At 43.4% G+C, this 13,222-nt stretch carries 12 protein-coding genes; 7 read left to right on the top strand and 5 right to left on the bottom strand.

Annotation, left to right across the window (positions count from 1 at the left end; translation table 11 throughout):
- Nucleotides 1–23 precede the first annotated feature (23 nt).
- Entirely contained in the window at nucleotides 24–1,193 is a 1,170-nt protein-coding gene (locus MHI37_RS16300; RefSeq protein WP_076334727.1) for a helix-turn-helix domain-containing protein, read from the top strand.
- A 52-nt stretch (nucleotides 1,194–1,245) separates the two neighbouring features.
- Here MHI37_RS16300 and MHI37_RS16295 read toward each other — a convergent pair whose 3' ends face one another.
- Nucleotides 1,246–2,151: a dimethylmenaquinone methyltransferase gene (locus MHI37_RS16295; protein ID WP_076334728.1), complete on the bottom strand. Its 906-nt coding sequence runs from the start codon at nucleotides 2,149–2,151 to the stop codon at nucleotides 1,246–1,248.
- Between the two features lie 410 nt (nucleotides 2,152–2,561).
- Between MHI37_RS16295 and MHI37_RS16290 the strand changes: the two genes are divergently transcribed.
- The 4 genes from MHI37_RS16290 to MHI37_RS16275 are packed head-to-tail and all read left to right on the top strand — an operon-like array spanning nucleotide 2,562 to nucleotide 6,622.
- Nucleotides 2,562–3,416, top strand: a complete 855-nt coding sequence (locus MHI37_RS16290; RefSeq protein ID WP_256709596.1) for a sugar ABC transporter permease — start codon at nucleotides 2,562–2,564, stop codon at nucleotides 3,414–3,416.
- The gene (locus MHI37_RS16285) at nucleotides 3,413–4,243 is read left to right on the top strand and encodes a carbohydrate ABC transporter permease (RefSeq protein WP_076334730.1); all 831 of its coding nucleotides are present in this window, start codon (nucleotides 3,413–3,415) and stop codon (nucleotides 4,241–4,243) included. Before MHI37_RS16290 ends, MHI37_RS16285 begins: the two co-directional genes overlap by 4 nt.
- Nucleotides 4,244–4,282: 39 nt before the next feature.
- On the top strand, nucleotides 4,283–5,626 hold the full coding sequence (locus MHI37_RS16280) for an extracellular solute-binding protein (protein ID WP_076334731.1): 1,344 nt from the start codon (nucleotides 4,283–4,285) through the stop codon (nucleotides 5,624–5,626).
- Between the two features lie 24 nt (nucleotides 5,627–5,650).
- A complete protein-coding gene (locus MHI37_RS16275) occupies nucleotides 5,651–6,622 on the top strand; it encodes a mannonate dehydratase (protein WP_076334732.1) in 972 nt (323 codons plus the stop codon).
- 147 nt (nucleotides 6,623–6,769) lie between these two features.
- Here the strand turns inward: MHI37_RS16275 and MHI37_RS16270 are convergent, their stop codons facing one another.
- Genes MHI37_RS16270 through MHI37_RS16260 form a run of 3 tightly spaced genes read right to left on the bottom strand, consistent with a single transcriptional unit; the run spans nucleotide 6,770 to nucleotide 9,799 of the window.
- Nucleotides 6,770–8,158, bottom strand: coding sequence for a mandelate racemase/muconate lactonizing enzyme family protein (locus MHI37_RS16270; RefSeq protein ID WP_076334733.1), 1,389 nt, complete (start codon nucleotides 8,156–8,158; stop codon nucleotides 6,770–6,772).
- Between the two features lie 54 nt (nucleotides 8,159–8,212).
- Nucleotides 8,213–8,998, bottom strand: a complete 786-nt coding sequence (locus MHI37_RS16265) for an SDR family oxidoreductase (RefSeq protein WP_076334734.1) — start codon at nucleotides 8,996–8,998, stop codon at nucleotides 8,213–8,215.
- A gap of 21 nt (nucleotides 8,999–9,019) precedes the next feature.
- The gene (locus MHI37_RS16260; RefSeq protein WP_076334735.1) at nucleotides 9,020–9,799 is read right to left on the bottom strand and encodes an SDR family oxidoreductase; all 780 of its coding nucleotides are present in this window, start codon (nucleotides 9,797–9,799) and stop codon (nucleotides 9,020–9,022) included.
- Nucleotides 9,800–10,257: 458 nt separating this feature from the next.
- Here MHI37_RS16260 and MHI37_RS16255 point away from each other — a divergent pair, with 458 nt between their 5' ends.
- Complete coding sequence (locus MHI37_RS16255; RefSeq protein WP_076334736.1) at nucleotides 10,258–10,590, top strand: hypothetical protein; 333 nt, start codon at nucleotides 10,258–10,260, stop codon at nucleotides 10,588–10,590.
- Between the two features lie 444 nt (nucleotides 10,591–11,034).
- On the opposite strand, the gene MHI37_RS16250 is transcribed toward MHI37_RS16255, so the two are convergent.
- Complete coding sequence (locus MHI37_RS16250) at nucleotides 11,035–11,784, bottom strand: class I SAM-dependent methyltransferase (protein WP_076334737.1); 750 nt, start codon at nucleotides 11,782–11,784, stop codon at nucleotides 11,035–11,037.
- A 683-nt stretch (nucleotides 11,785–12,467) separates the two neighbouring features.
- Here MHI37_RS16250 and MHI37_RS16245 point away from each other — a divergent pair.
- Nucleotides 12,468–12,821, top strand: a complete 354-nt coding sequence (locus tag MHI37_RS16245; protein WP_076334738.1) for a hypothetical protein — start codon at nucleotides 12,468–12,470, stop codon at nucleotides 12,819–12,821.
- The last annotated feature ends 401 nt before the right edge of the window (nucleotides 12,822–13,222 follow it).

Genomic DNA, 13,222 nt, shown 5'->3' with positions numbered 1-13,222 from the left:
CTTACAAAAGGGGGCAATGACGCATGCTGAGTGAAGGATTATTGTTTCAAGAAGATGTCATTCTGATGTGGATGAGAGATCGTTTTTTACGAAATTTAGTTTCAAATGCAAGTACGATGAAAACCGATTTGAAGGAAAGCTTTGCACGGCTGCAATTAAATCCTTATTTCATGTTTCCTACTCTGGCTCTGCTGGAACCAGCCCAATGTTTCAATGATGAGCATGAAAAAACGATTTACTTAGAGCGTATGCGGGATTTTTTGCAAAAAAAAATATCGGATGGCAGCGTCGTATTTCTAGATGAGGAGGGGAGAGTAGGCTTGCTCTTCTCTTGGGTGTCGAAGGATTCGATTAAAGGTATTCAAAACATGCTTATCGATTATTTTCAACAGCCATTTAGCATTGGTGTTGGAAAGCCGTGTAGTCATCTGTATGATATTGAGCACTCTTATCGGCAGGCCTCTCGGGCGTTGAAGTACAAGTTTTATCGTGGAACCGGTGAAATTATCTATTTTAGCGAGCTTAGTCGGTATGAATCACTGCAATCTTATCCTTCTGACAAAGAAAAGGTACTTTTCGACACCTATAAGGCAGCGGAGACGACTGAAGAAATAGTGGGGTGCGTGCAGTTCTTTTATGGAGAAATGCTTAGCAAGGGGCCGCTTGATACGCAAAGTGTATATGATTCTACGGTTAGATTGCTCGTTGGGGTTGAGAAGCGCGTGCTGACTGAGGCAGATCATGTTGCAGCTTATAATCGCTTCGATGTCGTATCCATCGTTAAGCTGGAAACGCTTGAAGAAATTAAGCAATATGTGATTCATTTTCTGTGCGGCTTGAAAGAGGTTCTTGCGAGTAGCCAGAAGGAGAGCCATCGCAGCATTATTAAAAAAACAATTCATCATATGGAGCAGGGATGCCAGTACGCTTCTTTGCAAAGCGTTGCACAGAAGGTGTATATGACACCTACGTATTTAAGCCTATTATTTAAGATGAACACAGGTAAAACCTTTATTGAGCATTTAACAGACATACGGATCGATAAAGCAAAGGATATGCTGAAGAGCACGCATTTCAAAAATTACGAGGTTGCAGAGAAGGTAGGCTATCAAGATCCCCGTTATTTCAGTCAAATTTTCAAAAAAAAGGTTGGGTTATCACCTAGTGAATACCGTGAATCGATCGGCAAGTAATAAAAAAGGACTCTACTGGCGATGTATCTGCTAGTTAGAGTCCTCTTTGTTATTATAGACGAACGTCGCTTTGGGGACCGCTGCGCTCCGCTTTTTGTGCATGCTCCAGCTCGTCTGACCAAGTAAGGTGACGATATTCAGCCGCGGCATCATCGTTTTCGAACCAATTCAGAAAGTCTGACCATAGAGCCACGTTCCAGCCTGCATCGATTTGTGCTGTCGAGTAAACGCTCTCGCGCAGCCGGATGAAGCCGAATACATCGCGAACCTGGGACTTCTCCGCCTGTACAACCGTTAGCTCAGCAAGGTGAGGGGGAATAAAGATAACGCCAGCCGGTGTGCCAAGCACAACATCTCCAGGCAAACAGATCGCTTTCCCTATACGTGTCGGAACGTTCATGCCAACCATCGTTACGTCTGCGATCGCAGTCGGGTCGCTGCCTCGATGGAAGATGTTGATGTTCTCAATTTCTACAACCTGCTGATTATCGCGAATACCGCCCCAAATAACAGCTCCACCGCGCTTCGTGCGGGTCGATATGGCTGTTCCCAAATTCCCGCCAACGTAGGTGCCAAGATGTACCTTGTCGAACATGTCCACAACTACGACATCATCCTCTACCAGAGAATCAATGACCCACTGATTAAAGAAGCCTTTCCGTTCTTCTTGTTCATGACCATAATTCAGCAATGTTTCATGCAAATCAGGTCGTTTCGGCACCATGACGGCGGTTACAGCGCGACCAACCATCGTTTGGTTGGGATGAATAATTTTGAAGTCACCTTCAAATTGAAACGTATAACCTCTGTGCCAGAGAGGGCCCCATGCTTCCTCCAACGTGATTTTTCGCATTCTGCGAAGCACGTCCTCCGATACCTTTGGTCGACCATTTGGAAAGCGCTCGCCTTCCCACAGCGGTGTTAGCTGGATTATATCTTCCGGGTTATCAAATTTCATAAGAGCACCTCTTTCGAATGAGTTTATGATAGGCAATAGCGCCATAGTTCCTAGCTCTATTGTTAGGGACTTTTGATTATTTGTCGATACGACTTTCTTAAGGCATTTTTTCGTAAATCTATGAATTTTTCACACTATATAAAAACAAACAAATTCATAAATTCTTCCCCTTCAATCATGTAACCGCTTTCGTATAAAGTTAGGGAACATCATCCAGTGCGCGTAATCAACGGTAAATGATGCTCCATATAGGTGGTCAGGCGTTGCTTGCACAGTGATATCAGCTGGAAGAAGGAGAGGGGGTTTCTAAGGTGAGAACAGAGCTATCGACTGATACAAGTCTCAAGCCGAAGCAAGTTAAGCCTAAGCATAAGAAATCAAGAGCGAATCATTTCGCAGGCTACGTTTTTATATCCCCATGGCTAATCGGTTTTCTGCTGCTTACACTTTGGCCCATTGCACAATCGTTTTATTTATCCTTTACAGACTATTCTTTACTCGAGGACCCGGTTTGGACAGGAATGGACAACTATAACAAAATATTTACAAGTGATGCGACATTCACGAAGTCGCTCGGCGTTACGTTCATGTTTGTTTTATTTTCAGTACCGCTTAAGCTGTTTTTCTCGCTTATGGTTGCATTGGCGCTTAACAAAAACATTCGAGGAATGAATATTTACCGGACAGCTATTTATTTTCCTTCCTTAATCGGAGGGAGCATTGCAGTTGCAGCGCTTTGGCGCAATATGTTCGGAATCGATGGTTATATCAATCAAGTGCTTGCTTGGGTTGGAATCGAAGGTGTAGGCTGGATATCCAATCCGGATACTTCACTAGGAACCTTGATCCTGCTTAACACTTGGCAATTCGGCTCAACGATGGTCATTTTCCTCGCAGGACTAAAGCAGGTGCCTCAGGAGCTATATGAATCGGCTTCCGTAGACGGTGCAGGCAAGTTTAGGAAGTTTATCAGTATAACGCTTCCGATGCTCTCGCCCGTCATGTTCTTTAATCTCGTGTTAGGAATTATCGGCTCATTCCAAACATTTACTTCTGCCTTCATCATTACGAAGGGTGGACCGATAAATTCAACCTATATGTATGCATTGTTTTTATATGAGAAGGCATTCAAGCATTATCAGATGGGCTATGCCTCTGCGCTGGCATGGATCTTGCTTACGATTGTGGCATTGCTTACGATCCTTAACTTTGCTGCATCTAGATATTGGGTATTTTATGAGTCGGATGGAGGGAAAACGAAATGAATACGATGCGCTCAAAGCTGACAAGCCATTTGTATCTCAGCCTTTTCTCCTTCCTCATGCTTTATCCGGTCATCTGGTGGGCAGGGGCCTCTTTGAAAAAGACAGAGGAGCTAAGTCTTCCTACGATCTGGCCTAAAGTACCGATGTGGAGCAATTATGTAGATGGCTGGAATTTCTCTTCGGAATATACCTTCGCACACTTTTTCGGAAACACGCTGCTTATGGAGCTCGGCAACGTGCTTGGCGGCGTCGTGACAGCAGCCATTGTTGCTTACGGCTTTGGCAGGCTTAACTTCAAGCTTCGCGGCTTCTGGTTCTCTATACTGCTTCTAACGATGATGCTTCCGGGGCAGGTAACTGTAGTCCCGCAATATATCATGTTTAATAAACTAGGCTTTGTGGACAGCTACGTACCGCTGGTGCTCCCACATTTCTTTGGAGGCGGAGCCTTCTTTATTTTCCTGCTCGTGCAGTTTATCCGTGGCATCCCGCGAGATCTTGATGAGGCTGCAACTATAGATGGTGCGAGTGTCTACGGTATATTTTTACGCGTCATATTGCCGTTGCTCAAACCTGCACTGGTTACAGTCGCCATCTTTACATTCATTTGGAGCTGGGATGATTTCTTTGCCCAGGTGCTGTATTTAAGCTCCATTGATAAGTTCACGGTTGGTTTGGCACTGCGTATGTTTATTGATCAGTTCGACATTCAGTGGGGACAATTGCTTGCAATGTCTTTACTGTCGATATTTCCTTCGGTTCTCATTTTCTTCTTTGCACAGAAGCACTTTGTCGAAGGAATAGCTACTACAGGCTTAAAAGGTTAAATGCTTTTCAAATTACAAAGTAGAAGGGGATGGATAAGAATGGTCAAAGGTTGGTCAAAGGCTGCAGGAATGCTTTTACTTTCAATGATGCTTGTGTTGACAGCATGCAGCGGAGGTAGCGACAACGGCGGTAAACAAACGAATAGTGGGGAGAAGAGCACCGATAAGCCAGCAAGCAACAACGATAAGAAAACAGGTGGAGATACGACGCTAAGCATCATGTGGTGGGGCACCGATGCTAGACATGAAGCAACTAAGAAGGCGCTTGATATTTATACTCAGCAAAATGCAAACGTGAATTTCAAGCCGGAATTTATGGCCTGGGATGCATTTTGGCAAAAGCTTCCGACGCTGGCTGCTTCCAAATCGATTACCGATGTCCTTCAAATGGATGCTGCCTTTATCCAAGAATATGTATCAAGGGGACAGCTGGAGGATCTATCAGATCTTGATTTAAGCGGTTTAGTAGATCCATCGGTCATTTCTAATTTAGAAATTGATGGAAAGCTATACGGCATTCCCCTTAGCCAAAACGCACAGGGTATGGCATTCAACAAAACGGAGCTAGAACAATTTGGAATTCCGCTCCCGCACAAGGATTGGACTTACGATGAGTTTTTCCAATGGGCTAGAGATGCAAGGGCCAAACTGCCGGATGGGAAATACCCGATCGGAGATACGACAACTTGGGATAGCTTTAATTATTATCAGACCTCAATGGGGAAAGCGCCAGTAATGTCAGATGGAGGCAAAACGTTTACACTCGATAAAGATCTGTTTATGGAATTTTACGGTACCTATGAAGAGTTCCGCAAAGCTAAGATTGTTCCACCGGCTGAGAAGGCTGCTTCATTTTTAGAAAATGATCCACAAGCGGATCCGATGGCATCTGGCGTTGTCATGACTAGAGGAGCAACCACAGGTTCTGTCAGCGCATTAGAGCAGCTTATGCCAGGCAAAGTAGATGTTGTGAATCTTCCAGTGGGACCTGCTGGCGGCGGCTGGGCACAATCGACTATTTTTCTAAGCGTCAGTGCAAATTCCAAAAATAAAGATGAAGCAAAAAAATTCGTGAGATGGTTTATTGCAGATAAAGATGCAGGGCAGGCTCTTGGCCTTACACGCGGCATTCCAATTAATCCTGATGTTTATAAAGAGCTTGAGTCCACTCTTGAAAACAAAGATAAACTAGGTAAAGCCATTTATGATCTTTCGTTAGATAAAGCTCTGCCGTTCTATCCGCCCGCTGCGGGCTTCTCGGAATGGGTCGATACGTATAAGAAAGAATTGGAAGCTGTAACGTTTGGACAGCAATCTATTGAGGATGCTTACAACAAAATCGATAAAATGGGGAAAGAGCTAGCCGCTAAAGCAGGCGCATAATAATAGAAATGAGGTGTAGATAGAATGCAGCTAGCAGAATTTTTCTCATCTCAGCCAAATCGGCTTTGGCATTTGGCTAAGCAGCTTGGTGTTAATCATGCGGTAAGCGGTCTGCCTTGGGAAGAGAAGGTCGAGAAGCCTTGGGACTTGATGCCGCTTATCCGAATGAAGCAGAGATATTCCGATTTCGGCTTGGAGCTGACCGTGATTGAGTCTATGCCTCCAAGCAATGAAATCAAGCTGGGTACAGAAGGGCGCGATGCCGAAATAGCAGTGTTCCAGCAGTTTATTAGCAATATGGGTGCTGCGGGTATTCCAGTGCTTTGCTATAATTTCATGGCCCAGTTCAATTGGTTCCGTACCTCAACGACTACGCGTACTCGTGGAGGAGCACTTGTGTCAAGCTATGATCATAGCTTGATGAAAAATGCGCCATTAACGGAAGCGGGAGTGGTGAGTGAGGAGCAGCTATGGGAAAACCTACAGTACTTTATGGAGCAAATCGTTCCTGTTGCAGAGGAGGCGGGGGTGAAGCTTGCGCTTCATCCCGATGATCCGCCGATTACGCCGATAAGAGGGGTTTCAAGAATATTGCGCAGTGCTGCTGCTCTGCAGCGGGCAATTGACCTTGTGCCAAGCGAGTGTAACGGCATTACCTTATGCCAGGGAACCTTGGCAACAGCTGGAGAAGATATTCCAAGCGTCATTCGGCAATTTGCCAAGCAGGATAAATTGTTTTTCGTCCACTTTCGTGATGTGATTGGAACGCCTGAGAAGTTTGAGGAGACATTCCATGATGCTGGGAAGACGAATATGCTAGAGGCAATGAACACATACTATGAGGTTGGATTTAAAGGCCCCTCGAGACCAGATCATGTGCCGACGTTGGAAGGCGAGGACAATGCAAATCCAGGCTACGAGCTGCTGGGACGTTTACACGGTATAGGGTATATACGCGGCTTAATGGAGGCAGCAGGGGCTCGAGTGCTTGTTTAAAAAGGTGTAAGAGCGAGGGTGAGAGGAAACTCTCGCTCTTTCTTTTTGTCTAGAATATGTTTGGAAATTTCTTTTCTCAGCTCTCTAACAAAAAAACAGCTGGGCAGAGATAAATATCTCTGCCCAGCTGTTTGTATAAATAGATTCTCAGCTCCAAAGCCGGTCGTTAGAATGGTAATGGTTCCACTCGTCAGTAGATTCCCATAAGCCTGGAATCTTAGGATGAAGATGCTGTGCCAGAACCTCGTCATTAAGATCATCAATACCGAGTCCTGGCGCGTTAGTCATTTGGATAAAGCCATTTTGCACGAGCTTGCTTGGGAGCTTGCTGCTAATAATGATATCATCCCACCAAGGCACCTCACAGGAGTGATACTCAAGCGCCATAAAGTTTTCTGTAGCGGCTGCTACATGTGCGGCTGCAAGGCAGGCGATCGGGCTCTCAGCCATATGTATGGCCATCGCAACTCCGAACTCCTGCGCCATATCCCCGATTTTTTTGGTTTCCAAAATGCCGCCTGTCGTTAGAACATCAGGATGAATCACTGATACGCCGCCTGCTTGGAGAAGAGGGCGGAAGTTTTCCTTCAAGTAAATATCCTCGCCTGTACAAATCGGAGTAGCAACTGAACGAGATAGCTTCGCATATTGATCGGTATATTGCCAAGGGAGCATATCCTCCATCCAGGCAAGATTGAATTTATCGACCCTTCGTCCGAGCTTAATACAATCCTCAAGGCCAATATGACCAAAGTGATCGACAGCAAGGGGAACCTCATAGCCGATAACGGCACGTACATCCGCCACGTATTGCTCTAGCATATCCAGCCCTTTTTCCGTTACATGAATGGCCGTAAAAGGGTGTGGGATGTTGTAAATATCATAATGCTGATTGCGAATATTACGAATCTCTTCCTCGGTAAGCGTTTCATGATTTGAGCTATAACGCTTTTTATTGATGCTGCGCATTTCTTCGAGAAAGCCGACAGGGGCGCTTAATGTACCAGGCTCATTAATGATTTGACCAATGCCTAGATCCATCTTCAGGAAGGTGAAGCCTTCCTCCATACGCTTCTTTAATGCTAAGCCCATCGCAGTACCTGTATCCTTGCCGACAACCTCGGTATCGCAGTACATACGAATTTTTTCACGGAACATGCCGCCAAGCATTTGATAGATGGGTACACCGTAAGCTTTGCCAGCGAGATCCCATAATGCGATTTCCAGCCCGCTTACGCCGCCCCCTTGCCTTGCATGGCCGCCAAACTGCTTAATGCGGCGAAACAGCTTATCGATATTGCAAGGATTCTCCCCCAGCAAACGACCCTTTAGCATTTGAGCATATACCTTGTCCCCACCATCTCGTACCTCACCAAATCCAACTAAGCCTTGATTCGTATACACTTTAATCAAGCTGCTGTGAAAAGGACCGCCGTTAATATCGGTGAATCGAATGTCAGTAATACGCAAGGTAGCAGGGCTTGAGAAGGTGTTGACATGGGCCAGCGTTTCTTCGTACGATTGGTTATTGGACATGATCGATCACTCCTTGGTTTGTATAATAAAATCAAGCTGAATAAATAATAGAAATTAGAGCAGCATACTTCCGCCATCCAGCCGAATGGCAGATCCGGTCATGAATTCGCTTTCATCAGAAGCGATAAAACAAACAAGCTGAGCCACATCAAGAGGACGGCCTACACGGCCGAGCGGGAATTTGTCGCGAATTGATTTCGTCGTTTTTTTGTGTTTTTCAATATCTTCAGTTGTCATGATCGGCTTGGACTCTCGAGCACTTTGCTTGCCTACATCAACCGCGCCAGGCTCAATCGTATTCACAGTGATTCCATATTGGGCTAACTCGATGGCACTTTCTCTGCCGAGCATGCGAATACCGCCCTTCGTCATAGAATAGACGACATCGAAATCAGTGGGGCGCTTGCTATGAACCGAAGACATGTTAATAATTCGTCCAGACTGTTTCTTCTTCATATAAGGGACAACGGCTTGTATGCATTGCCAATAGCCCTTCAAATTTATGCTCATCATGCGGTCGAAGGAGGCTTCGTCATAATCGAAGAAGTCATAGTTCAGCTGAAGCGCAGCATTATTTACTAAAATATCAATACCGCCATAATGGGCTGCTACCGTTTGTACCATCTGTTCAATTTCCTGCTTAGTTGCGACATTAGCTTGAACTATAATGGCTTTACCGCCGAATTCATCCACCTGCTGCTTCGTATGGAGTGCTCCGGCATCGCTTTGATTGTAATGAATGGCGACAAGTGCACCGCGGCGTGCCAGCTCGATCGCGACTTCTTTCCCAATACCTGTGCCTGCGCCAGTAACTAATGCTATTTTTCCAGCTATACTCATGCTACACCTCCACTGCGGCGGTCAAGGTTTTTTCATCTTAAAATTCATATAATGCAGCAAAAATCCGCCATCAAGCCTAATATCGGCTCCATTCATGTAACGCGAATAGTCAGAGGAGAGGAAGGCAACCAGCTCGGCAAGATCTTCATCACTGCCTAATAAAGCATTTGGAACCTTATATTCATAGTCATCGTAAAGCGTAGAGAGCGTGCTTTGAAAAATAGCATTGTCACTAGGCAGCGGCCCGAGTTCAATCGTATTAACACTAACGCCATAGCGGCCAAGCACTAACGAGGCTTCCTTCGAGAGCATTTTGACAGCACCCTTAGCGATGCTGTAAGTGAAGGCGGAGCCGGTCGGTTTCTCGGCATGGATCGTAGATACGTAAATGATTTTTCCTGCTAGCGTATTCTTCATTTGCTTGCCAACAGCCTGCGTGCAAATAAAGGCTGATTTGGCGTTAACGGATAGACTATGCCAAAAAAGCTCTTCCTCACCAAATTCAATGGAGCTCTGGTGAATTTCCTTATTATTGTGAATAAGAACATCGACCGTACCAACCGTTGACTCGGCTTGAAACAGCATTTCCTCAACCTCTTTACCGCTGCAAAGGTTGATATTAACGACAATTGCCTTAAGCTTGGCTTCTTGGACAAGCTGTATTTCGGATGATAATGCCTTACCCCCACTGCAGCTGTTCAAAATAAAATTGGCACCGTATTGCGATAAACGACTTATGATTGCTTTGCCGCTGCTGCTATCCGCATCTGTAATGAATACAAGCTTATTTTGAAGATTCATAGATCACCTCCATAGAGAAGACATAGGTTCAAGTATAATAGCTTTCTGATTAATCTTAGTAAGTTTGACCTATCATGACGATGCCGTAAAGTTATGATTTTGTTTGTTTTTTTGCAAACCGTAGAGAGGGTGCATTTTTATCGGATGACCAATTTTAATAAATAGAATAGCAAACGTAAACCTAGACAATCAAGTGTTTAAAGAAAATAATTAGTGTTACCGATTAAAGTTGGTGCAATGACAAAAGGCTACTGATATCGTTAACGTTTTCCGCCCAGGAAAATAAAGTTGAGTAATGAAAAATGATTAACTACTGCAATAAAATGAGTTGTTATATAAATATTCTTTGCTAGTTGGATTGGTTAGAAACTAGTCAGTTATTTTAGCATCGTTATTCTACTGGTAGCAGCAGTGTGCCATTTAGCATTCCTTAGTTCAATGAAAAGAGGAGGGAAATCGTGGAGAACAAATTAACTCCTAAGCAACTAAAAAGACAGCAAGAGCGTGAGATTATTGACGAGTATCACAGGTTTGTATCTGAACAAGCTTTGGAACCTTTGTATCAATCTTTTTTGGAATGGAAATCAGGGAAGCTGCCCTATTTCGAACTAACGGAGCTAATCCATCTGTTCCATAAGAAGAATCAAGAGATCTACAAGGACTTCGAGTACACCGAGCGTAGAGAACTCATTCTACTTGCCAAAATGAAATTGGGCCGATTAACTGAGGATGATATTATTGAAAATAAGCGGATACTGGAACTGTGGGGATATGAGGACAAAAACATTTAGTTGATAAAATTAGTGTAAACCATTCATTATGCTCAGCGTTGAACCAGCATAAAAGGCAGTTATAGGGACTAGATAGTGAGAACCTGGGGCAGTTTAACGTTGTATTTGGTTAGTTGAAGAGCCCGTTGGCACGTTGGAGGATTAGTTCTAAGATAGTCGAAATTCACTCCGAGCACGACCACCCGTTCCTCCACTGGCAGGCTATCCTGCACATTTGCATTAGAATAGCTTGGTTTCAGCTTAAGACACACCTGTAAAGCTGCCTATCCTGCGTGAGTGCAACATAGACGAGTGGGAGTTCGGAAAATCAGCTTCTATCCTGCTAGTGTGCAGGATAGCGCAATAGGGGAAGTGGTCCCCATTGGACGTATTTAAAAAGGAACCGTATCGGTTCCTTTTCAACGGTATAGTTTTTTCAACTTCCTAAATCACGAGATATAAACGTTATTTACGTGCGGATATCATGAAACGCTTTGAATTAGTCATTATTCCCTTACCTGTCTGATAAGTTTCGATGAATTTTTCTAATATATCAAAATCATTTTCATGCGTTCCAAAGCCAGGAATTATCGGGGTGTATTTCAATAAAAATATTAAATCCTCGTATGTTTTGAAATAATCTGTTGCATCATATTCAAAAGATTGTATGTCCTTAAATCCTGCCTGGCTTAGTTCTGAAATATATTGATCCTTTAAAGTACCCTCCGGAACACCAAATGCCTGCCCTCTACCAAAAGCCTGCTTAATGTTAGATTTATCACCTTCACTTACTTGTTGCGTAAGAAATATACCGTCATTTATTAAGACTTTTGCGACCTCATCTGCATAAAAAGGAGCGTGTCGAGAGCAAACCACATCAAAAAAAAGCTCTGGAAAGCTTATTCTCTCCGAATCCATTTTTAAAACACGTACATTTTTCTTATTTAATTTTTTTATGTTTTCATTTGCTGTTTTAACCATAGCGGACGATTCGTCAATTCCAACTAATAACAAGGCAGTATCAGCGATTGATATCAAAGCCTCGCCGCCACCCGTGCCTATATCCAATAATATATCCGACTGCTTGCATCTTTGGGAAACTTCACGGAAAAAGTCCCATTTCGCTCCTTCAGATGTGCTTTTGACTTTACTAAAATCCCATCCATTTAATTTTCCAACAAGCTCATAAAAACTTTTATATTCTAACTCGTTCATTTATTTTTTTCAATCCTTCCACTGGGATAATAAACAGCCAAAGGATATAGAGTTGCTGAATAGGCAGCGATGATGTTCATCGGTCCTTGTATCCAGGCAGCTCTTGGTGTCCTTTGGCTGTATAGGGGATGCGGCCGACACCGTCCGAAATTAGTTTTCATGTTATCAAAAGAGTAGAGAACCCCCTTGATGGCTGGTACGCGTTTTTTCCAGCCCGAAAACTAAATACCTCGAACGATACGTAATGCCATCCAAGTCACCTCATTTAGAAAGATAAGCTTATTGTAAGGGCAATCTATGTGTCAATCAAGTCATTTATTATAATCTTACTTCCGCTGTATTGTCCTCATTGAGTCTCTGGGGCGGGATATTTTATTGAACTAACGATAGGTTTACAGAGGAAAATAAAGGTTATTTTCCTGAAATAGGCGAATTGTTAAAGTCAGTTAAAATGAAGCATCTTTTGACGAAGTAATTGGTTTTGGCTGTGCACAATGCTTCAAATCTTTTTGTTGCAAAAATGCTTATAGTGAAATAACCTCATGCCATGCTTAATTTTGTAATAAACTGAGGGACGGGCAACGATAGTAGAATACAACTATCTTCACCAATTCATTATTGGGGATTTTGGTCAAGAACCGGTGGTGAATTGTGATCTGCAACAAGGGGGGATCATCAAAGGCATGTTTAGTTTTTTTAAGAGCAAATACAAACTTTCCAAGCCTCCGCAAGTCCGTATTTCGATTGAAGAGCAGCTCGCAAATCTGGGTAAATTAGGAATTACATTTAAAAGGAAAATAGACATTAGGGACATATTAGATTTCAAAATCAGTGATTATGAGGAACGCCCTTACATTCATCTCCTAATGAGTATGGGGAGGGAAAGAGACTGCATAGAATCTAGCAGTGATCTCTACCCAACTAACGACATTTGGTGCTTCGATCGCGAATGTATCGAGGATCACGGGGATTATGTTCAAGGATTAAAACGGATTGCGGTTATGGTTGACCCGACAATAAGCGTTACCGATATTTAGGATTACGTGGATATTGAAGCCGGTGAGGTGTGGATCGCCTTTAACGCTAACGGTACGAACTATCGCTATTGAAATATTAGTCGTACTTATTGAACGGGACCAGTTTCATCAATTGAACAAGTTAATTAATATCTTTATCCCATCTACCCAAGCGTAGAAGTTCTGTTCAGTGGATAGTCCAACTAACAGGAAACGATAGTTGAACAAATAAGGGGCAATTTGCCGCGCGGCAGCTGCTCCCTTTCTTTATTAAGCTGACAGGCAGAATACTGTTGTCATATAAGAACTTTTTTCGATTTATTATGTAATGGAAAAATGTAGGGGGTTTTTTTGGGTGAGTTTAAATAAGAAATATATTGCTTTAAGTTTTTTTATCTGTATTTTGATTCCATTTGCCATTC

This window comes from Paenibacillus sp. FSL H8-0548 (assembly GCF_038630985.1).
Lineage (GTDB): Bacteria > Bacillota > Bacilli > Paenibacillales > Paenibacillaceae > Pristimantibacillus.
The sequence above is the reverse complement of the archived record's forward strand: the minus strand, read 5'-3'. Positions and strand labels throughout refer to the sequence as shown.

Excerpts from the sequence above, each read along its gene's own strand:
- MHI37_RS16300 (WP_076334727.1), top strand. The coding sequence starts at position 24 with ATGCTGAGTGAAGGATTATTGTTTCAAGAAGATGTCATTCTGATGTGG.
- MHI37_RS16295 (WP_076334728.1), bottom strand. The coding sequence starts at position 2,151 with ATGAAATTTGATAACCCGGAAGATATAATCCAGCTAACACCGCTGTGG.
- MHI37_RS16250 (WP_076334737.1), bottom strand. The coding sequence starts at position 11,784 with ATGAACGAGTTAGAATATAAAAGTTTTTATGAGCTTGTTGGAAAATTA.
- MHI37_RS16275 (WP_076334732.1), top strand. The coding sequence starts at position 5,651 with ATGCAGCTAGCAGAATTTTTCTCATCTCAGCCAAATCGGCTTTGGCAT.
- MHI37_RS16265 (WP_076334734.1), bottom strand. The coding sequence starts at position 8,998 with ATGAGTATAGCTGGAAAAATAGCATTAGTTACTGGCGCAGGCACAGGT.
- MHI37_RS16270 (WP_076334733.1), bottom strand. The coding sequence starts at position 8,158 with ATGTCCAATAACCAATCGTACGAAGAAACGCTGGCCCATGTCAACACC.
- MHI37_RS16280 (WP_076334731.1), top strand. The coding sequence starts at position 4,283 with ATGGTCAAAGGTTGGTCAAAGGCTGCAGGAATGCTTTTACTTTCAATG.
- MHI37_RS16285 (WP_076334730.1), top strand. The coding sequence starts at position 3,413 with ATGAATACGATGCGCTCAAAGCTGACAAGCCATTTGTATCTCAGCCTT.
- MHI37_RS16260 (WP_076334735.1), bottom strand. The coding sequence starts at position 9,799 with ATGAATCTTCAAAATAAGCTTGTATTCATTACAGATGCGGATAGCAGC.
- MHI37_RS16245 (WP_076334738.1), top strand. The coding sequence starts at position 12,468 with ATGTTTAGTTTTTTTAAGAGCAAATACAAACTTTCCAAGCCTCCGCAA.